This window comes from Gelidibacter salicanalis (genome assembly GCF_007997285.1).
Taxonomy (GTDB): domain Bacteria; phylum Bacteroidota; class Bacteroidia; order Flavobacteriales; family Flavobacteriaceae; genus Gelidibacter; species Gelidibacter salicanalis.
Window position 1 is genome coordinate 209,475 of the sequence record NZ_VORX01000003.1, and the last position, 20,955, is coordinate 230,429.

A 20,955-nucleotide genomic window follows, 5' to 3' on the forward strand; every position below is an offset into this window, starting at 1 on the left:
TATTAAACTCTAACTGTTTTCAGACCATTAATAAACAGATACCATTACAGCAAACAATTAAAATTTACTGTAATGGAAGCATTAAAATTTGAGCAATTACCTAATGTAATTGCAACCCTTGCAAACGAGGTAAAAGAATTAAAAGCCTTACTACTTCAGAAGGCTAAACCTCAACAAGAAATTGAAAACCCGATACAACTTGATGAGGTTGCACCTTTAACGGGTTTATCAAAACCAACCCTTTACGGTTACGTTCAACGTAACGAAATACCATACCATAAAAAGGGTAATCGACTTTATTTTTTCAAATCTGAAATTATAAACTGGATTAAGACTGGAAAGCAGAAAACTTCAAAAGAGATAGTAGCTGAAACAGATGAATTTTTGTCTAATCATAAAAACGGGTTGAGATAATGGAAAACCAAGATAACAACCCGAATAAAAGACATAGGCAAGGTAACAATAAAAGTACCCAATTAAAAACCATATTTATCTATTTACAAAATCATATTGCGACCGCTACAATGGTATTTGAAGCAACTGGTATATCTCAAAAATGCATCACTAGGTATAAGCGAGATTTAGAAAAACTAGGTCTTTTAGCTGAGGTAAAACGTCAAAGATGTAAGATAACAAATCATTGGGCGTGGTATATTACTACAAATCCGAAACACTTCCCAAAGTCGAACCAATTAAAACTGTTTTAAGCTATGAAAACAGAAAAATCAAGTATTGGTATTGATGAGATACTAAGCGAAGCGAAAACCATATTAGAAGCGGTTAAAATGGATAAAGAACACCTAAAGCAAAATCAAGTTGATAATATTTTAAATGAAATGCTAAAAGGTATCGAGCCAGTAAACTTTAGGGATTATTGCAAACTGGATAATGACAAAGACAAGTTACAAAAGAAACATTATTTAGTTGCCTGTATTGAATTGCTATTAAAGAATGTAAACGATAACGGGTTTAGTCTTTGCCGTAAAAGTGAATTTATTTATTTGTTTAATTCCGAATACTGGGAGAATGTAAGCGATGATGTTTTTAAAGACTTTTTAGGAGAAGTTGCCCTAAAAATGGGTGTTGATAAATTTGATGCTAAACACCACCTTTTCAAAGATGAACTGTATAAACAGTTTATTGCAGATGCAGGATTAAAAGAGATTAAGCCGACTACTGGAACTACTTTAATAAACCTCAACAATGGCACTTTTGAAATAACGCCAAAGAAACAGTTTTTAAGAACGTTTAAGAAGTCCGATTTTTTAACCTATCAATTACCCTTTGCCCATAATAGCGAAGCAACAGCACCACAGTTTCAGAAGTTCTTAGATGAGGTATTGCCCGAATCCGAATTACAGAATATACTTGCAGAATATTTGGGTTACATATTTGTAAAGAACAGCGTTTTAAAGCTTGAAAAGGTTTTATTGTTATTTGGTACTGGTGCAAATGGTAAGAGTGTTTTATTTGAGGTGCTAATGGCTTTATTAGGTTGTCAAAACGTTGCAAACTATTCGCTGCAATCCTTAACGGCAGAAAATGGCAATTCAAGGGCAATGTTAGTAAATAAGCTACTCAACTATGCAAGTGAAATAAACGGCAAACTAGAAAGCAATATTTTTAAACTTCTAATTTCGGGCGAACCAGTCGAAGCAAGATTACTTTATAAGAATACTCAAATCATTTCTGACTATGCAAGGTTTATGTTTAACTGTAACGAGTTGCCCAAAGAGGTTGAGAACACCAACGCATTTTTTAGGAGGTTTATAATCCTACCTTTTAGGGTTACCATAGCACCGAACAACCAAGACAAAGAACTTTCACAACGAATCATCGAAACTGAATTATCGGGTGTGTTCAACTGGGTTTTGAATGGCTTAACTCGACTTCTAAAAAACAAAGACTTTTCACAAAGTAATATAGTTCAAAATGAAGTATTGCAATATCGAAAGGAAAGCGACAGCGTATTAATGTTTTTAGATGATAAGGGTTATGAAATTTCAATAAACCAAACAAGACCTTTAATAGACATTTATACGGAATATAAAACCTATTGTTTAGATAGTGGTTATGGAATATGTTCAAGTCGTACCTTTTCGAGTAGATTAAAGAAAAACGGATTTAAGTTGGGTATTAGGCAGAGTTTCGGTTATCCGATTTATATCGAAAGAGATACAAATGTTTCAGAAAACATATTTTAATGTAGTAAGTGTACTAAATGCACCTCTAAAAAAAAATATTAGCACATTGAAGGGTTACAGATACACATTAGAACCATACAACGGAATGAAAACCCGTTACCATTGCTCAAACTGTAATAAAAAAGGCGTGTTTACAAAGTACATTGATCTACAAGCTAACGAGTATTTGAATGCTGCCGTTGGCTACTGCAATAGGCTTGTAAAATGTGGTTATCACTATAAGCCAAAGCAGTATTTTAATGATAATAATATTTCATTTGATACCCCGATTAACCACAACGTTACAACAAGGGCAAAACCTAAACCAAAACCTAAAACCAGTTTTGTTAATGCTGAGGTTATGGATAAAAGCAAAGCCAGTAAAAGCCCTAATTACTTTATTGATTACTTAGCCAGTCTTTGGAGTTATGAAGTAGCTTATAACTTAGCAGATAAATACAATATTGGTACTTCAAAGCATTGGCAAGGTGCAACCGTATTTTGGCAAGTCGATAGAAACAAAAATGTTAGAAGTGGTAAGATTATGTTATACAATGCTTTAAATGGCAAAAGAGTAAAAGAACCTTATAATCATATTAACTGGGCACATAAGGCTTTAAAACTTGACAGTTTCAATTTGGAACAATGCTATTTTGGTGAACACTTACTAAATGAAGATGCCAGTAAACCCGTTGCCATAGTTGAAAGCGAAAAAACCGCTATTATTTCAAGCGTTTATTTGCCCGAATTTATTTGGCTAGCGTGTGGAAGTGCCAACAACCTAAACGAAACCAGAACAAGATACTTAAAAGGGCGTAACGTGGTGCTTTTTCCCGACCTTAAATGTTTTGATTTATGGAACGATAAAATTCCACAGCTTACCAGTTTAGCAACCTTTAGAACCTCAACACTTTTAAGAGATAAATCAACAGAATGTGAAAAAGAACAAGGTTTAGACATTGCAGACTACTTAATTATGATAAAACCTGACTTAAATTAAACTAACAAATAAAAGAGCACCCACCCACACCCCCCCAATGAAGAAGTATAAAAAGGCTTACAAGTGGATGTAAAAAATTTTCGGTAGTTTTTAAAGTATTTGGTAACATATTTCTTAATAAGATTTAAAAAACCAATAATCCCATTGTCATATCTTTAATATATTAATAAACAATACCTTAATATTTAATTTTTAGAAATAACTAACAATTAAAAATAACTATCTTGTTGCAAAAAAGTACAAAAATTAATGATACACATACACAAAAGGATAAATCTCAAATTATTTGGTAGTGGAATTTGTAATATCTAAAAAAAAATAATTTCAATTAAATATCTGTTATAATGAAAAAAATAATTCTTATTGCATTGATAGCAGTCTTAGCTATTACATGTTTTGAATCTACTAAAAATAATAGTTCTGACACTCAAAATAGTGAATACGAAAACTCTAACAACAATAATTATGGAGAACCACCCATGTTTGTGCTAACAGAAATGAATGGTAGAGAATTGGAAGAAAAAGCATATTTTACTGTAAAAAGTGACAACACTTTAGAATTAAAAACGGGTGATGGTGCAATTTTCAGATATACTCCTACTCAACATTTTGGTGATGACCCTTTATGCAACATTTTAGCCACCGATGATAGAGGTAGAAATACAGCTATTTGCATAAAACCTCAAAGTGGAATGGATGTAATAATTATGCTAGAAAACGATGAAATGAAAAGTAATTTTAAAGGATATAAGAGATAAGATAATCTTACAAAGAAATGTTTATATCCTATGCATACTAAAATAAAATACGTTAGAAGTTTAAGAAATATTATTTATTAGATAAATACTCAACCAATTAAAATTTAAAATTATGAAAAAATTTCTCGTACTTTTTATCTCAATTCTATTATTCAATTGCTCAAGTGATGATGCAAATGATGAGGAGTGTGCTGAGTTACATGCGCAATACATTAAGGCATTAAATTACACGGGTGGTAGTCAAGCTGCTCTCGATCAAGTTACTCAACAATATAATGAAAGAAAGAAAAGAGCAGGATGTAATTAATTAGATAATAAATTCATCCTTATCTGATGTTGTGTCTAATGTTAACAAACATTCCCCAATAAATAAAAACAAATTGTCCGAAATGACCATAGAGAACTAAATAAAAAGTTTAGAAAAATAGCAGAATCTAAATGAAATGAAAAAAATAATTTATATTATTATAGGAATAGTTATAATAGCAATGTTTGTCTCAAATACTTCAGAAAACGAATTTCTAAATAAAATAGATAACAGCAAAGACCCTTTAAACAAACACTTTATGTTAAGATTATTCAAAAACGCAAAACCAATTTTAGAAAGTAATGAATATTATTTTTCACCTGTTTTTGATATGAAATTTACAAATCTTGGCTTATTCTCTATTGCAAATATTGAATCTGGTTGGATGGGAACTCTGAGAATAGATGGCAAATATTTAGGCGAAAATGTCAACAAAGTTTCTAAAGAAAAATACCTTTTAATTTTTGGGAAGGAATTTAAAATGTAATCTAAGCTATAGCGAACAGTAAAAAAAAACACCACACAGAACACAGTGTAAGCGATGGCTTGGACAGACGTCACTTGGAAAATCTTGCGGATTTTTTAAAGCCTGTATTTATTTTGAGTGGTTCGTTCTAAAACATGCAACAGCTCATATGCGTAAACATTATATTACAAATTGATAGTCTTCCAAACTAGCCTAATTCTCAGTTAGTGTGCAAATAGTGTGCAAATAAAAAAACCAACACTTTCAAAAACGCTTGAAAGCATTGGTTTCATTGGTGGAGAAGATCGGGCTCGAACCGACGACCTCTTGGCTGCCAGCCAAGCGCTCTAGCCAACTGAGCTACATCCCCAAATTATGTTTGCGCCACCTTCTCCCGGCGGCAGATTTTAAATATTTTACTCGTGTTCTGGCTTCTATTTGCTTTCGCAAATTTCTACACCAAATAAGTCTTAGGCCTTTCTAATGACAAGCTTAAGTATTTCAACTTTATTTCAATCCACCTAAAACCAAAACTGGCAAGGACGAACTGTTAAAGTCTTTTTTAAGAATGGTATTATTCTCCCAAATCTTCGTAAAAAAACCTCGTTTTCGTCTTACCACACATAGCATATTTGGTTTACTATCCTTATAATTGTCCAAAACGCCCTGAAATGTTGTAGCATTCGTACTATATGTTGTGTGGCTTAACAAATCTGCCAGCTCTTTATTTACAATAAAGTCGCCTTCATTATAGAACGGAGTCTGGACCAAAAGTAAATTAATTTTTGATTTGAACTGCTCTTTTATAGAAAATTAATGGCGTAAAAACATCATCTTTTTTAAGGACTGCTGATTTTAAAGCAATTAAAATGTTCTCGATAGGTTGAAATTTAAATTCTTCAGGCACTATTAAAGCTGGAATATTAGTTTGTTTGATAATCTTACCAGAGGTTTTGCCTAAATACACTTCTTCTTTTATGGAATTCGTTCTCGGCTCTACCAAAATTAAATCAATATCTGCGGTCTGACAAACGAGTTCTAAGGTTGGAATCAACTTTCCTTTAAAGGTTTTTACAACTACGTTAACACCTGTAGAATCCACTTTAGCCACGTGAGCCTTCAAAAATTCCATACTTTCGCGTTCTAAGGTGCAATCACCTTTATCAACGGTTCCAGATTTTTTAGTGACGCTCAAAATTTGCACCACGTATAATTTAGCCCCAAAGGTTCGGGCAAAATCAACGGCATACTGCAAATGACTTACGGCATTTTTTGAAGATCCTACTGGGACTAAAATATTTTTCATGTGCATTATTAATACTAAATTTCGGCTAAAATAAACATTAAAATGATTCGGAAAGCGACCTTTAAAGATATTGACGGGATTCTCTCAGTTACCACGGCTTGTGCAAGAGATATGGTAGCTAAGACTATTTACCAATGGAACGAACATTACCCCAATGCGGCGGCTTTTGAAAAGGATATTCAAAGAAATGAACTGTATGTTTTAACCCAAGAAGAAACGATTATTGGCTCCATTGTCATTTCTACCTTGATGGATGCCGAATATCAACCCATATCTTGGTTAACCCCAAATGCAAATAATTTATATATCCACCGATTATCGGTACATCCCGATTATCAAGGCAATGGTTATGCCCAGCACCTGATGGAATTTGCAGAAACATACGGCAAGGATAATGATTTTGCTTCCATACGCTTGGATACATTTTCCCAAAACCCTAGAAATCAAAAATTTTACGAACTTCGCAATTACAAACGTTTAGGCTCTATTTATTTTCCTAAACAAAGCGAACATCCATTTTATTGTTACGAGTACGTCCTGTGAAATCTGCCATCAGTTTAAAAAATATCAACCGGATTGCCATACCTGCCCTCATTGCTGGCGTTTCAGAACCAATTTTATCTATAACGGATACCGCCATTGTGGGCAATATTAATGTGAACGCCACAGAGTCACTAGCCGCGGTGGGCATTGTAGGTGCTTTTATTTCGATGTTGATCTGGGTCTTGGGGCAAACCCGTAGCGCGATTTCGTCCATTGTATCGCAATATGTCGGTTCAGACCGGTTGGACGATATTAAATCTTTACCGGCACAAGCCATTTTTATCATTACATTATTAAGTGTTCTGATTATTTTAGGCACTTATCCGTTTGCACAATTTATCTTCAAACTCTACAATGCTTCAGATTTGATATTGGAATATTGCGTCGCCTATTACAAAATTCGCGTCTTCGGATTTCCGTTTACCCTGTTTACCATAGCCGTATTTGGAGCGTTTAGAGGCTTACAAAACACCTTCTATCCCATGATTATTGCCATCATTGGGGCTACAGCAAACATTGTTTTAGACATCATCCTTGTTTATGGTATTAACGGTTACATAACCCCTATGAATATTGAAGGCGCGGCGTACGCCAGTGTGGCAGCACAGTTTTTAATGGCTTTATGTTCGGCTTATTTTTTATTGACAAAAACGATCATTCCTCTTAAAATTACCTTCCCTTTCAATAAGGAGATCAACCGATTTTTATTAATGATTGCCAACCTGTTTATGAGAACTTTAGCTCTCAACTTCACCTTATACTTTGCCAACGCTTACGCTACCAGTTACGGGAAAGAATACATTGCAGCCTATACCATTGCCATTAATTTATGGTTTCTGGGTGCGTTTATGATTGATGGTTATGCCAGTGCAGGAAATATTTTATCTGGTAAATTATTTGGTGCCAACCGACCGGATTTGCTTATAGCGCTGAGCAATAAACTCATAAAGTATGGCATTTTGGTTGGTGTTGCAATAGCGGGCGTTGGAGCACTTTTATACTATCCATTAGGCAATTTGTTTTCTAATGACCCTGCAGTTTTAAAAGCCTTTTACGACGTGTTTTGGATCGTGCTGTTGATGCAGCCTATTTGCGCCTTGGCGTTTATTTTTGACGGGATGTTTAAAGGCTTAGGCCGTATGAAATACCTCCGCAATGTATTATTAGGCGCTACATTTCTTGTCTTTTTACCCGTCCTACTTTATTTGGATTATTTGGAATATCAGCTGTATGCCATTTTTATTGCCATGACCTTATGGATGGTGGCAAGAGGTTTACCATTGATCATAAAATTTAGAAAACTCTTTTTGCAAAGCCACCAAAACGATTAACTTTGGCAACAAATAATTACAAAAACTATGGAATTTTTAAATTTTTTAGGCGGAAATGGTCTGTTTTTAATCTTAGCCATCGTGTTGATTGTGGTATATGTGTATAACCGCAGAAAAAACAGATAATCTTAACGGGTTTTTAACCATCCTGTAATACTCAGTCTTTGGGTATGGACTGGTTTTACTTCGTGTTCAAGGACTTGACTTTCAAAAATAACTACCCGACCAGGCAACGGATAAATAATCTTTTCCACCTCTCGTCCATCATCATCTAAATACAATACTAATTCGCCACCATTCTCTGGCAACCAACCCGCTTCATTCAAATAACATACAAACGACAGTTTTCGACGATCATCATTTTGAAATGTATCTAAATGACGTTTATAAAATGTGCCTTGTGGATAAATGGCATAATGAAATTCTTTACGAAGAATTCCTAAAAAACAAGTCTTATTTAAATAACCGACAAGATTATTTATTTTCGTAAAAAACAGACTTTCAGCAGCATTGGTATGTGCCTCATCAATCCATAAAATAATATCACCTCTAATAGATTTTACGATAACTTCATTGACTCTATTGCCAATAGCCGCCTTTTTGAATACATCTTCTTCGTGTTTATCAAGTAAAGATTGCCGTAATACCTGAACCTCATCATCCGTAAAAAAGTCTTCAACAATGGCATACTTTTGTGAAATGATATCCGCGATGATTTGTTCGTACAACGGATTTTCAACAAAATCAATCTCTTCAAAAAGTTGAGTCATTAAAAGCGATTTAAAAGGATAACCATCTATTAAATACATGATAATTATCGGCCAAATGTAATCTAAAAACGGTTTCCTTTTACAATTTGAATATCTTTGCAATAAATTGATGCTAAATGAGCAAAATCAGAATTACCAAGCAATTTTCTTTTGAAACTGGCCACGCCCTTTATGGTTATGATGGCAAGTGCAAAAATGTACATGGACACAGTTATAAATTATCAGTGACTGTCATTGGCACGCCTATTAGTGATCCCACTAACGTAAAATACGGGATGGTTATTGACTTTTCTGATTTGAAAAAAATCGTCAAAACCGAAATCGTCGATGTCTTTGACCACGCCACAGTATTTAATAAAAACACACCACATGTTGAATTGGCAAAAGAATTATCAGATAGAGACCACAACGTGCTCTTAGTCGACTATCAACCTACAAGTGAAATGATGGTGATTGATTTTGCAGAAAAGATCAAAAAACATTTACCAGAAACCATTCAATTGTCTGCATTGAGACTTCAGGAAACGGATTCCAGTTTTGCAGAATGGTTTGCGAGTGATAACTAGTTTACAGTTGGCAGTTTTCAGTCCACAGTCTGTTAAAAACATTCGTGTATTCGTGGCTATTATATTTATATTTACTAAATGAATATTCCCAAAGGAAAAAAAATTTACTTTGCTTCTGACAATCATCTGGGAGCGCCTACGCATGAAGAGTCTTTTCCGCGTGAAAAGAAATTTGTGGCTTGGTTAGACGATATCAAAGCTGATGCGGCAGCAATTTTCCTTCTCGGCGATTTATTCGATTTTTGGTTTGAATATAAAACTGTGATTCCAAAAGGATTTACACGCACTTTGGGGAAGCTTGCAGAAATCAGCGATTCCGGTATTCCTATTTACTATTTTGTGGGTAACCATGATTTATGGATGCACGGGTATTTTGAGGAAGAACTCAATATTGAGGTGTTTCATAAGCCAAAGGAATTCATTTTTAATGACAAACTCTTTTTTATAGGTCATGGTGATGGTCTGGGCCCTCACGATAAAGGCTATAAACGGATGAAAAAGGTGTTTACTAACCCGTTTTTTAAATGGTGTTTTAGATGGCTACATCCTGATTTAGGTGTGAAAATAGCCCAGCATCTCTCCGTAAAAAACAAATTGATTTCTGGAGATGACGACGCCCAATTTTTGGGTGAAGACAAAGAATGGCTAGTTCAGTATTCAAAACGGAAACTGGAATCCAAACACCGCGACTATTTTGTGTTTGGCCACCGCCATTTGCCGATGGAAATTAAATTAAATGAACAGTCAACGTATATCAATTTAGGCGATTGGATTCAATATTATACCTATGCTGTTTTTGATGGAGAGGACTTGTTGTTAAAAACATTTAAAAATGAACATGAATTGAAACCGAATCAAAAATAAGAAAGCGCTGTTCTGATTTAAAAATGATCAAAGTCAGAAGATAAATTCTTTAAGGTTTTAATTCCTTAACGGTCACTTTATCTTTGAGAAATGATATCAAAACCAAGCAAATTTTTTTTTTTTGGTTTTTCAGTTTTCATGTATTAATATGATATCCTCTAGATTAATATGGGAGCTTGACTAACATTTGAGTAGCATCTTTCAATATTGATTTAATTTCCTTTCGTCTTAGAAAATTAGTTTCCCTGAAAGAGGATGCATTTTGTACCACAGAAACAATCTTCTGTTCGATATTAGGTTGATGCTTAAAATGCGAAAAATAACTTAGCGTTAATTTATGCAAGTCGTACTGCAAATCAAACACGAATGAACTGAAGTCTTAAAAGACGACGACCTCTCTATTTTGGGATTTAAAATTCCTGGGACTGCGTGGCAAAACCGTAAATGCAAACATAAAAATCAGGATTCTCTAGAAGTAAAAACGCAACTTTAATGTTGAACATAAACCGTTTTCCGATTAACGAATTCCATCATGCCATCTTTCGAAAGTTCTCTTCCGTATCCCGATTTTTTAGTCCCACCAAAAGGCAACCTCGGATCAGACTTTACTAATTCGTTAATAAAATAGGCGCCATCACTTACTTTATCCGCATAGCTAAGCGCCTTTTCTATGTTTTTTGTACAGACAGTAACACCTAGTCCGTATCTGGATTGTTCTGAAAGTGCAAAGGCATGTTCAATGTCTTTTGCTTTGATCATCGCTGCCAAAGGTCCAAAAGTTTCTTCATCAAAAGCTGGCATTCCGGGTGCTACGTTCCCAAGAATCGTAGGCTCATGTAAGCACTCTTTTTGAGTGCCACCAAGTACTAACTGAGCGCCTTGTTTTACGGATTCTTTGACTTGTCTGTTCAGTTGATCTGCTAAATCCTTGCGTGCTAAGGGCCCTACTTGTGTAGTATCGTCTAAAGGATTCCCTGATTTTAAATCACTTACTATCTTTGTGAATTTTGCGACGAACTCATCATAAATAGCTTCCATTAAGATAAACCTTTTGGCAGCGATGCAACTTTGCCCGCAGTTGAGCATACGTGAAGTAATAGCTATTTTCACAGCATTATCGATATCGGCATCTTCCCAAACGATAAAGGCGTTGTTGCCACCAAGTTCCAAAACCGTTTTTTTGATGTGTCGTCCTGCAATTTCAGCAACAGCAGCGCCTGCGCTTTCACTTCCAGTTAAGGTAACCGCTTGAACGGCATCATGTGCGATGATGTTTTCTGTTTCGTCGTGATGAATAATCAGATTTTGAAAGACGCCGTCAGGAACGCCGGCTTTTGTAAACACTTCTTCAATAAATTGGGCACTGCCAAAGACATTTGGTGCATGTTTTAACAGGGCGGTATTGCCCGCAATTAATGTTGGTGCTGCAAATCTGAACACTTGCCAAAATGGAAAATTCCAAGGCATTATGGCTAAAACTGCACCTATAGGATCATGCCTTACAAAACTTTGTGAAGCATCCGTAGAAATGATTTCATGAGCCAAAAAGGTTTCCCCATTATCTGCGTAATAATCGCAAACCCAAGCACATTTGTTAACTTCAGCTCTCGATTCGAAAATGGGTTTCCCCATTTCCAACGTGATCATTCTGGCGTATTGCTCGGCATTGTCACGCAATATTTGACCAGCATTTCTAATATGCTGGCAGCGCTCTGCAACAGATATCTTTCTCCAAGACTCAAATGCTATTTGACTTTTAGTCAGTTTTTCATTTAACTCCTCCTTTGTGAGCGCGGTGAATTTTCCAACAGGCTCGTTATTATAGGGATTAATACTTTGAAATTCCATGGTCAATTAGTTTGTTGGTTTGAAATGCGATGCTAATGATTGTATCTAAATTAAGAAGGCGGAGGAATTTAATTCTGCCATTTTTCCCAATAACTTTTGCCCACATTGGCCCAATAATCAGCCACTATTTCCCATGAAATCTCTCCTCTATGAACTGTAGTATCACCGACTAATTCTGATCTTTTACGGTCTTTTGCATGAGATGCATTTGCTTTGGCACTCATAAAGCTTTTGTTGACGGTTTCCTGCCAATCGGGCACACCAGCTTCTTGTGATGTTATTTTAGGTGTTTCAGTTGGAGCGCTTGCCCAAGTAGTATCTTGTTTTGAACCAATGACAGCTTCATTAAATGTAATGAGTTTATATTGCTCCTGAAATCCTTCAAAGGTTTGAGTGACTTTTTCATTTGGCCAGCGCATTTCCACCACGCCATTGGCGGGTTGATATACCGCAGTAAATAAGGTTCCGAAACCTTCCTTAAATTTTGTGTTATAAAGTGGTTTCTGAAGAAAAGCATCAGCAATTGCCGAAGCCTTCAATCCTTTTTTTGCCAACAGCTTTTCAAGAAATGCAGAGCGTTCCAATGTTTTATTGAACGCTGCATTTTCAGGCCAGTCTACAGTTCCCTGATAGTTGGTTGTAAATGCTGCATCGGTAACAACGGGTTTTTTATCGGGTGCGAGTTGCACCGTTTTAAAAGCGCCAGTTTTGTCCACAACGGTAACATTGTAGGACATGTGAGAAGGTATCCTTATCAATGCTGCGATGGCGTCTTCTGCATTGCTGCAGAATTCCAAAACGTATCTCAAGATAAAAGGAATTCCGAAACCAATACCTACTTCTTTTCTTCCTCCAAAAGTCAGAGAAATTGCAAGCCCATCTTCATTCATGCCATCTACAGCTCCAATTAAACAATCACTTGTAGCAATTACTTTTTTGCCGTTCCAGGCACTCAATAACTGCGTGCCCTCCATTAAATTTGGGTGATAATCATAATTGCGCACTAGTTGTATTTCTTCCCCAGATAAAACAGCGTTAGAGCAGGCACTAATGTAGGCAGGGGGTTGAAACCCGGTTAAAAATTTTGCCGCGACCTCATCAGCATTGGCAAGTTTACATAGTCGCTCGTAAGTTGGCCACATTTCAGGCATGTATTTTTTTAAGGCGGCCTGAGAGGTTTTTAAATCCGGAACTTGCGCATTGCCTTTTGAAATTAACCAGGCTTTATAAGCTTCCCAGTGCGTATTATATAGTTTTTGCCATTTCTTTCCTGGTACGCCAAGTTCAGAAACTGCGGTAAAATGTAGTTGCATGTATTTAGTGTTTCTTTTTTAAAGCTGTTTTTTATTAAATAATTCAAGACGTAAAGTTCTCTGATTATTCAGATAAGCTTTTTAAATTAAATTTTTATTTCGTTAAAGTACCTGAAAGTTTTGGCTTCTTTTTGTCCTCAACCATTTCAGATTTGTATTGTGAACGGATGGCCTTAATCCAATGTTTGGCTCTATTGTTCAATTCAAACTCATCGGTCATCATACGCCCTCTGGTTACTAAAATACCCATATCTGCGCCTTCATAGAGATAATCTCCCTTTTTGGATATTCTTAAAAAGAACGCTTCATTTTCATTTTCTACGGCCCTTCGGTGTGTATCCATGCGGTCATATTGAATATGTCCTGTATCATACATTCTCCAAATACCTGATTTTGGCGAAGCGGTCACGTATTCTATCGTGTCTTCCGTGTGCTTCACAATGAGTTGGCTCCATCCATCGAGGTTATCCTGATTGGACCAACGCTCGTTGATCGCTTCAATGTCCAGTTCGTATTCAATATCCATCCATTCGAGAATATGGAACACAAATAAGGGGGCATCGGCAAGGGCAAAAACCGCGTGGTTTGTGATAGAACTCGCTCCTGTTACCCTAGGATTCAATTCTCCCAGATATATTTCGCCATTATCTTGATCGATGAGAAAATCGAGCTCAAAATAGCCCTTATAACCTTCTTCCCTTAACTGATTTCCGAAAAGTTGTGTATTCTCAATAGCTTTTTGTCTCAATTCTGGGGTAAAAGCATTCGGATAAATCTCATTCCCACACCAGCCACCTTCATAAGGTGTAAGTTCTTTAAAACCTACCAATTCGGTCATTAATGGCGCTACAATTGTCCCGTGACGGGTGACACAGGCTTCAATTGCAGATCCTCTACAGCGAATGCGCTTCATGATTTTCACTTCATCTTCCGCTTCAATCTCTTCCGCGTATTTTTTATATTCTTTCTCATTGGAAATGAAAAAGGTCGTATGTCCTGAATCACCAAAAGGCGTTTGGATGACCAATTTTGTGCCAAGTTCTTTAGAAATCTTAGTCAGGTGCTTATAATCTTTTACGTTTGAAAGTACATAAGGAACACATGCCACACCTGCTCTTTCGGCAATTCTATTTGTATTGACTTTATTATCTAGAAAGGTTCGCATCTCTGCACTTGGGAACATGATCTCCAGACCCAATTTTTCAGCGAGTCTTTCGGTTTCTTCATTAAACATTAAAAACATTGCCTTACCTGGCCTGCCATCCACAGATCTTGTTTTAAGATAATCCTGAACTTCGGGATGTTGCAGCAAATAGTTATTGATGTCTTCAATGCCATCAAAATCATCATGCGGAATTTCTTGTTTTGGAGAGAACACATTGGGATGTAATCCATCAAAGCACTCAATATAAGTAATGAACTTGAAACCCTTAATCCATTCATCGGCTCCTAAAAGATTAAAATTGGTAGCGCTGATAAAATATAAGGGCTCCTCATTTTTATGAAAAGATCTACGGATATCAGAAACACCCTTTAATGCCTTATTTGAGGAGACAGAAGATGTACCAGACTTTTTAGTGCCTGTAACCTTGTTAGACGATTTAGCAGGTTTAGCCTTGACTTTAGACGGTTTAGCCGCAAGTTTTGAGGTTGCTTTTTCTGTTTTCGAATTTGATGCAGAATGATTGTTCTCTTTTTTGCTCTTTCCCCTAATCGGAATTTTTGTTCTATCGGTTCCTGTTTTTATTGGAGCTTTTGCTTTTTTATCTTCTGTCCCTTTTGATTTGGGCGTATTTGGTTTTTTATCATCCATAATTGTTGATTTTATTTGATTAATTTCTTTTTATTATTATTTCCCATGGAGCCCATGGAGGTAACGGTCTTTTGCCTGTTCAATACATTATCTTTAAAAATTCGCAACCCTAAATCAGCACGGTACCCATGAATTTCTGACACATCTAATGCCGTTAAAAACTTGATAATTTCTTTACTGACCACTTGGCCGGGAACAAGTACAGGGAATCCTGGAGGATAAGGGATTATAAACGAAGAAGCGACCAAAGTTCTATTGTTTTCCATAGCAGGCAGGCATTCTAACAATGGCATATATTCGTAATTCTCTTCATTATAAGCCAAGAAAAAAGCTTCTCTGATATTACCTCCCGGAACGCCCGGAACCGCTTGGAATGACTCATGGAAATAACTAAAATCAGGTAATGGGGGAAAATCTTTGGTTAATGAATGAATCTTATCCTGGCGGATCTTGTTTTCTTTAGCGCTTAAGGAACGTAATTCCTTATCCAATTCATCTGCAATTTTCAGTAAGGCATTGGTGAGATAGGTCACGCTGCCTCTGGTAGTACCAATATTGGTCATAAATAAGACCGTGTTTCTGGAGGTTTTATTGATCTGGATATTAAATTTATCCATGAGGTATTTATTTTTGAACGTGTCTCCATCTACTCCGGTACGACCTACATGCAGGGTTATTTTGGTTGGGTCTAGTACAAATTCATCTTTCTCCCAGGCAGTTTCCATTCTGTTCCAGCCTTCTTTAGGCGTGTAATATTCAGAAAGTCCTGATTTGCGCAGTTCCTTAGGGATAAAATCACTCACTGTTAATACATCAAAATATTTATTGAGTCGTGGATGATCGTTTATTTTTGCGCGGAGCACCATGGCCATTTCTATACTTTTTTCCACGAGTTCGTAACCTTCAAACTGCACTTGCCTTCTACCGACATCTAATGAAGCTAGCATTTGGTAGTTTGGCGAGGTTGAGGTATGTGTCATATAAGCTTCCATAAACGTATTTTCACTCTTTCGTCGGAAGTCTTCATCCCAAATATGAATCATTGAGCCTTGGCGGAAGCTGCTCAGTGTTTTGTGCGTACTTTGGGTGGAATACACTCTGATTCTAACTTTATCAGGATCTGGAAGACAAAGGATGTCATTCTTTTTAAGATTCTTGATATGGGCATCATATTCTTCTCTATAGGCGCTGCTCCTGTATTTTTCATACAGTTTTTGAGCGACAAACATGCCTGTTCTTTGTTTATAATTATAGGTGAATCCCGCAAAAGCAAACCAAGCTTCGTCCCACAAAAAGACCATGTCAGGTTTTATGGCGAGAATTTCCTGCATTACTTTTTCAACATTGTAAACCAGTCCGTCAAAAGTACAGTTGGTGAGCAGCAACATTTTTACAAGATCCAATCTTCCTGCGGCCTTCAAATGAAGTAATTTTTCTTTGATCTGTTCCAAAGGAACTGCACCGTACATTGAATATTCCTCAATAGGGTAAGAATCCAAATAAACAGGGTAGGCTCCTGCCAAAACCAATCCGTAATGATGTGATTTATGGCAGTCCCGATCAATGAGAATCACGTCGCCTGGTTTTACAAGCGCCTGCACTACAATCTTGTTGGCTGTTGACGTTCCGTTAGTTACAAAAAAAGTATTTAAAGATCCATAAGCGTCACTGGCCATCTCCTGTGCTTTTTTTAAAGATCCCGTTGGCTGAAGTAAAGAATCCAAGCCACCAGTTGTAGAAGACGTTTCTGCCAAAAACATATTTCGGCCGTAGAAGCTCCCGAAATCATTGATCCATCTGGATTTAAAAACTGAATTCCCTCTAGAAATTGGCATGGCATGAAAGATACCGGTCGGTTTTTTACTATATTCCTTTAAGGCAGAAAAGAATGGCGTTTCATAGCGTTCGCTTATTCCCCTTAAAATAGTAAGGTGCAATTCTTGTAAATCTTCAGTTCTGTAAAAAATCCTTTTAAAACTTTTCAGGGTACTGTCTTTAAGATTTCCCAACGCAGTGTCTGTGACGTAATAGGTATCAAGTTCGGGTCTAAACTTCTTGACAAGATTACTTAAAAGTGGCCCCAGCTCAGAGGATGGTTTGGCAGCCAGATCAAGTTTCAAGACATTTTGGATAAAAGGTTTTAAGGTGGGTGTTAGTTTTTTGGAATGATAGGGCGGGGCGTAACGCACCACCACGGCTTGGATATTATAATTAAAGTGCAAGGCAATCAGTGCATCCTCAAAAGACCGCTGCACCACTATGTCGTAAGTAAATTGCTCGTTGGCACCACGAATATCCTTAAGATCGTTTCTCAGTTTATTTTCCTCCTGAACGGAAATATCTTCAACAAACAAAACTTCGAAATAATTTTTTTTCACCCCTTCTTGATGCTCTCCTTTTTCTGAAGTAGCAACTCCACTCTCATCATCTTCAAATAAATCTGGATTACTTCTGTATTTATCACTTACCAAATTTTTGGTGATCTCAGCTATTTTATGCGCCAGGGCTGTATGTTCCTGCCTATCCAACATGTCTTTTAGTACTTGTAAACACGATTTTCCGGGAAAAGCAAAATAACTTTCCACACCCTCAAGCTCCTTTATAATGTTGCGAAGGCTACTTTTTAGATCTTTTTCTTCTGAAGCTCCACGGTTGCAATGGTCAAGTTTGATGGATTGACTTTTTAAGGTATTCCACGACTCCAATCGAAGCTGTGCAACATTATAATGATAGGAACGAAGCTGTTTTTTGTCTGGCATAAATTTTATGTATTTGAGTGTAAGGCAAGTTTATTTCCTTCAGAATCGATGAAAATGGCAAAATAACCCGACTCTTTTTTAATGAGCGTTTTAGGCATTATAATCCGTCCGCCTGCTGGTTCAACACGTTGCAGAACTTGGTATAAATCTTTACCGCCATTAAGATATATCAAAGTTCCCGTATCACTGGGTGTGGAACCGGGCCCCGCAACTATGGCGCCTCCTATCCCTTTATCGGCAGGAAAAAAGGCCATAGCATAATTGCCTTCATGGTTTTTCTCCATCTCCATATTGAAAATGTGATTGTAAAAATCTACCGCCTGCTGAAAATTAATGGCTGGGATTTCAAACCAGCTAATGAAATCCTTTACAGATTGTGCTTCTTTTTTTTTCTTTGGTGATATTCCTCCCATATTATTCAGTTTTATACCTCTCCAAATCCTTTGTAACCGGTTGGATTGGATGGTGGTTCATATTCGTTTTCCTGCATTTTTAATTTGGCCAAAGTATCAAGTTTGGTGTGCTTAATAAGTGGTCCCAGTGAATCTAAGTAGGGCAAATGCGCACCTTGTTGGTAAATCCCGAACTGGCCAATATGATCCCGGAAACTTTTTAATGGTTGTCCCAATCTGAGTACGCCTAATTCCCTGCTACGTCTAACTCTCTCTATATTCAATTCTAGTGGGAAAATTTCTTCATTCCCCTCTGCCTGATAAATGACACGCCCATCAGGCCCGCAAACCAATGATCGTCCGTTACCTCCAGATTCGAGTCCGTTGACATCAAAAAAGTAGCATTGATTAACCGCTGCCATGGCACGAACAATAGATAATTCGATATCCCTATCAATAGTTCCGGTCATGGTGGGATGCAAAATAACTTCAGCGCCCATGACAGCAAGTGTTCGTACGGTTTCAGGAAACCACATGTCATAACATATGGAAATACCAAACCTGGCAACTCCTGGTACGTCAAAGACACAAAAATCTGATCCTGGAGTTACACCTATTTCGTATGGAAAAAAGGGAAACATTTTTCTATATCTAGTGACAATCTCCCCTTGAGGATTTATGACCGTAGTGGTGTTGAAAATATGTCCTTCACTTTTCTCAAAAATAGATCCTGGCAGAAGCCATATGCCATGTTTTTTCGCCATGGCCTGCATTTCCCGTTCAAAATTTCCTGGAACAACTTCTGCCGTGTGGGTCAGAGGTCCATAAGCGCACAATTCACTAAAAACGACCATCTCTACCCAAGGATAGAGACTCATTGTAATATTTAATTTCAGCTTCATCATCTCCACATTGGATGCGACAGCCGATACTTTCATTTGTATTCCTGCAATTGCAAATGGTTTCATATATTATTGTTGTATAGCTTTACTAATTTCGGTTTCCAAAATGGATAACCCTTTTTCTAATTCTTTGTCTGTTATGACCAAAGGCGAAAGAATCCGTATTATATTTTTATAGGTTCCTGCACTTAACACGATCAATCCATTTTCCGCACAGCCTTTTACTATTTCTGAACATATTTCAGAATTAGGTTGTCGCTGATCATCGCTTTTCACAAATTCAATACCTATCATGGCGCCAACGCCTCTTACATCTCCAATTTCCGGATGTTGCTTCATTAAGCTTTGCAACCTATTCATAATGACTTGACCAATTTTTACTGCTTTTTCATTCAGATTGATCTCTTTCATGTATTTGATTGTAGCGGATGCCGCTACACAACATATGGGACTACCAATGTAGGTGCCTCCAATAGAGCCTACAGCGGCGGCGTCCATAACGTCTGCTTTACCAACAACGGCCGCAATGGGTAAGCCGGACCCTAAGGACTTAGCATAGGTACTTATGTCTGGCAGTACGCCATAATGTTGCCAACTTGCCCAATGTCCTGTCCTACAAAATCCGCTTTGCACTTCGTCCATAATAAGCATAATGCCATGCGTATCACAAAATGCTCTAAGACCTTCCAAATATTTTTGAGGAACTGGATTAAAGCCTCCTTCACCTTGGATCGGTTCTATAATGACTGCAGCAACGTTTTTAACGTCTACGAGATTAAGTGCACTTTCATGAAGTCTTTTCAATTCGTCCTCCACAAATTCTTCCATAGTTCTTGTGCCATGATATCTATAAAAATTTGGAAAAGGAAGCCTATAGACCTCAGGTGCGAAAGGGCCACAATCATATTTATAACTTATTTTGCTGGTGAGTGTCATGGCCATCATGGTTCGACCATGATACGCGTCAGTATAGCAAAGAATTGCCGGCCTATTAGTAGCCTGACGTGCAATTTTTATGGCATTCTCTACAGCTTCTGCACCGGTACTAGCTAACATTACCTTTGTTTTTTCACCATGGGGTAGAATTTCTGCGAGTTCTTCGCACAAGGTTATATATGGTTCATAGGTAACAACATTAAAACTTGTATGCAAATACTTTCCTGCTTGCTCCCGTATAGCTTCCACAACAGGTTCTGGGCAATGACCGGCATTTACTACGCCAATACCTCCGGCAAAATCAATGAGTTCTCGACCATCAACATCAGTGATGATAGCTCCTTTTGCGTCCTTAACTGTAGCGGTATTAAACACGCCAACTCCATTTGCAACAATCTTTTTTCTTCTCTCAAAAAGATCTTGCGATTCTGTCATTTTTCTTGTCATATATAAGTATCTGTGCTAAGAATATAAGGTAAATTGAGGTTTTCTGCTATATTTATTGAGTTTAATTAGTTTTTTTAACATATTATGTTAATTTTACTCAAAGAATCAGTTTATGAATTTTTTTAGGTTCGTGTAGGATTTCTCTTAGGCAGAGTGTGATTTAGGAAGTGACCAGTGGTATCTTTAATGGTTCCTTCAAAAAGCTTGTAAAGGCTCTCATTTACAGACTCATCAAAAAGCGGTTGAATGGAATAATTGCCATAACGTAGGAGATCGAAAAGACCCAGACCAATCGAACTGCCGCAATGATGGTTGCTTTATTTCAGACTATCGAACCCACAAAATAAGTTCCCTTAGCTAGAGTACAAATAAAACGCGATAAAGCTCAAGAAGAACTTAAAGCTTTATATGCAATTTCTGTAGTGTGAATGGATTAATTATATGGCGGTAA

The 20,955-nt window shown here is 36.9% G+C and carries 21 protein-coding genes and 1 tRNA gene; 11 read left to right on the forward strand and 11 right to left on the reverse strand.

The features are described from left to right. The first annotated feature begins 72 nt into the window (after positions 1–72). The 7 genes from ES711_RS07160 (at position 73) to ES711_RS07190 (ending at position 4,735) form a co-directional block, all read left to right on the forward strand. The gene (locus ES711_RS07160) at positions 73–414 is read left to right on the forward strand and encodes a helix-turn-helix domain-containing protein (RefSeq protein ID WP_146892028.1); all 342 of its coding nucleotides are present in this window, start codon (positions 73–75) and stop codon (positions 412–414) included. Further along, positions 414–707, forward strand: a complete 294-nt coding sequence (locus ES711_RS07165; protein WP_211363059.1) for a hypothetical protein — start codon at positions 414–416, stop codon at positions 705–707. The genes ES711_RS07160 and ES711_RS07165 overlap by 1 nt, the downstream gene beginning before the upstream one ends. A 3-nt stretch (positions 708–710) precedes the next feature. Further along, on the forward strand, positions 711–2,204 hold the full coding sequence (locus ES711_RS07170; protein WP_246139141.1) for a DNA primase family protein: 1,494 nt from the start codon (positions 711–713) through the stop codon (positions 2,202–2,204). After that, positions 2,182–3,183, forward strand: coding sequence for a toprim domain-containing protein (locus ES711_RS07175; RefSeq protein ID WP_262713417.1), 1,002 nt, complete (start codon positions 2,182–2,184; stop codon positions 3,181–3,183). The genes ES711_RS07170 and ES711_RS07175 overlap by 23 nt, the downstream gene beginning before the upstream one ends. Before the next feature lie 344 nt (positions 3,184–3,527). Next, the gene (locus tag ES711_RS07180) at positions 3,528–3,941 is read left to right on the forward strand and encodes a hypothetical protein (RefSeq protein ID WP_146892035.1); all 414 of its coding nucleotides are present in this window, start codon (positions 3,528–3,530) and stop codon (positions 3,939–3,941) included. Positions 3,942–4,053: 112 nt separating this feature from the next. After that, positions 4,054–4,248, forward strand: coding sequence for a hypothetical protein (locus ES711_RS07185; RefSeq protein ID WP_146892036.1), 195 nt, complete (start codon positions 4,054–4,056; stop codon positions 4,246–4,248). 136 nt (positions 4,249–4,384) lie between these two features. Next, on the forward strand, positions 4,385–4,735 hold the full coding sequence (locus ES711_RS07190; RefSeq protein WP_146892039.1) for a hypothetical protein: 351 nt from the start codon (positions 4,385–4,387) through the stop codon (positions 4,733–4,735). A gap of 272 nt (positions 4,736–5,007) precedes the next feature. Here ES711_RS07190 and ES711_RS07195 read toward each other — a convergent pair. The 3 genes from ES711_RS07195 to ES711_RS07205 form a co-directional block, all read right to left on the reverse strand. Further along, positions 5,008–5,084 (reverse strand) — tRNA-Ala (locus tag ES711_RS07195). A 137-nt stretch (positions 5,085–5,221) separates the two neighbouring features. Then, positions 5,222–5,485: a hypothetical protein gene (locus tag ES711_RS16485; RefSeq protein WP_246139142.1), complete on the reverse strand. Its 264-nt coding sequence runs from the start codon at positions 5,483–5,485 to the stop codon at positions 5,222–5,224. Positions 5,486–5,492: 7 nt separating this feature from the next. Next, entirely contained in the window at positions 5,493–6,020 is a 528-nt protein-coding gene (locus tag ES711_RS07205) for a universal stress protein (RefSeq protein ID WP_246139143.1), read from the reverse strand. 42 nt (positions 6,021–6,062) lie between these two features. Between ES711_RS07205 and ES711_RS07210 the strand changes: the two genes are divergently transcribed. Beyond that, the gene (locus tag ES711_RS07210) at positions 6,063–6,563 is read left to right on the forward strand and encodes a GNAT family N-acetyltransferase (RefSeq protein ID WP_146892042.1); all 501 of its coding nucleotides are present in this window, start codon (positions 6,063–6,065) and stop codon (positions 6,561–6,563) included. Beyond that, entirely contained in the window at positions 6,560–7,894 is a 1,335-nt protein-coding gene (locus tag ES711_RS07215) for an MATE family efflux transporter (RefSeq protein WP_146892872.1), read from the forward strand. The genes ES711_RS07210 and ES711_RS07215 overlap by 4 nt, the downstream gene beginning before the upstream one ends. 128 nt (positions 7,895–8,022) lie before the next feature. Here the strand turns inward: ES711_RS07215 and ES711_RS07220 are convergent, their stop codons facing one another. Next, on the reverse strand, positions 8,023–8,664 hold the full coding sequence (locus tag ES711_RS07220) for a 2OG-Fe(II) oxygenase (protein ID WP_146892044.1): 642 nt from the start codon (positions 8,662–8,664) through the stop codon (positions 8,023–8,025). A gap of 116 nt (positions 8,665–8,780) precedes the next feature. On the opposite strand from ES711_RS07220, the gene ES711_RS07225 reads away from it, so the two are divergent. Then, entirely contained in the window at positions 8,781–9,230 is a 450-nt protein-coding gene (locus tag ES711_RS07225; protein ID WP_146892047.1) for a 6-pyruvoyl trahydropterin synthase family protein, read from the forward strand. A gap of 78 nt (positions 9,231–9,308) precedes the next feature. Then, positions 9,309–10,094, forward strand: coding sequence for a UDP-2,3-diacylglucosamine diphosphatase (locus ES711_RS07230; RefSeq protein WP_146892050.1), 786 nt, complete (start codon positions 9,309–9,311; stop codon positions 10,092–10,094). Between the two features lie 489 nt (positions 10,095–10,583). Here ES711_RS07230 and ES711_RS07235 read toward each other — a convergent pair whose 3' ends face one another. From ES711_RS07235 to ES711_RS07265, 7 genes are all read right to left on the reverse strand, one after another. Continuing rightward, entirely contained in the window at positions 10,584–11,942 is a 1,359-nt protein-coding gene (locus ES711_RS07235) for an NAD-dependent succinate-semialdehyde dehydrogenase (RefSeq protein ID WP_146892053.1), read from the reverse strand. Positions 11,943–12,010: 68 nt separating this feature from the next. Continuing rightward, positions 12,011–13,255: a C45 family autoproteolytic acyltransferase/hydolase gene (locus ES711_RS07240; RefSeq protein WP_146892055.1), complete on the reverse strand. Its 1,245-nt coding sequence runs from the start codon at positions 13,253–13,255 to the stop codon at positions 12,011–12,013. Positions 13,256–13,349: 94 nt separating this feature from the next. Further along, positions 13,350–15,068, reverse strand: coding sequence for a biotin carboxylase (locus ES711_RS07245; protein ID WP_146892057.1), 1,719 nt, complete (start codon positions 15,066–15,068; stop codon positions 13,350–13,352). Between the two features lie 11 nt (positions 15,069–15,079). Further along, positions 15,080–17,827 (reverse strand): aminotransferase class I/II-fold pyridoxal phosphate-dependent enzyme, encoded by a 2,748-nt coding sequence (locus ES711_RS07250; protein ID WP_146892059.1) that lies wholly within the window; start codon positions 17,825–17,827, stop codon positions 15,080–15,082. 5 nt (positions 17,828–17,832) lie between these two features. Further along, positions 17,833–18,240, reverse strand: a complete 408-nt coding sequence (locus ES711_RS07255; protein WP_146892061.1) for a VOC family protein — start codon at positions 18,238–18,240, stop codon at positions 17,833–17,835. Positions 18,241–18,251: 11 nt separating this feature from the next. After that, a complete protein-coding gene (locus ES711_RS07260) occupies positions 18,252–19,187 on the reverse strand; it encodes a carbon-nitrogen hydrolase family protein (RefSeq protein ID WP_146892063.1) in 936 nt (311 codons plus the stop codon). Between the two features lie 3 nt (positions 19,188–19,190). Further along, positions 19,191–20,504, reverse strand: coding sequence for an aspartate aminotransferase family protein (locus ES711_RS07265; RefSeq protein ID WP_146892065.1), 1,314 nt, complete (start codon positions 20,502–20,504; stop codon positions 19,191–19,193). Positions 20,505–20,955 lie beyond the last annotated feature (451 nt).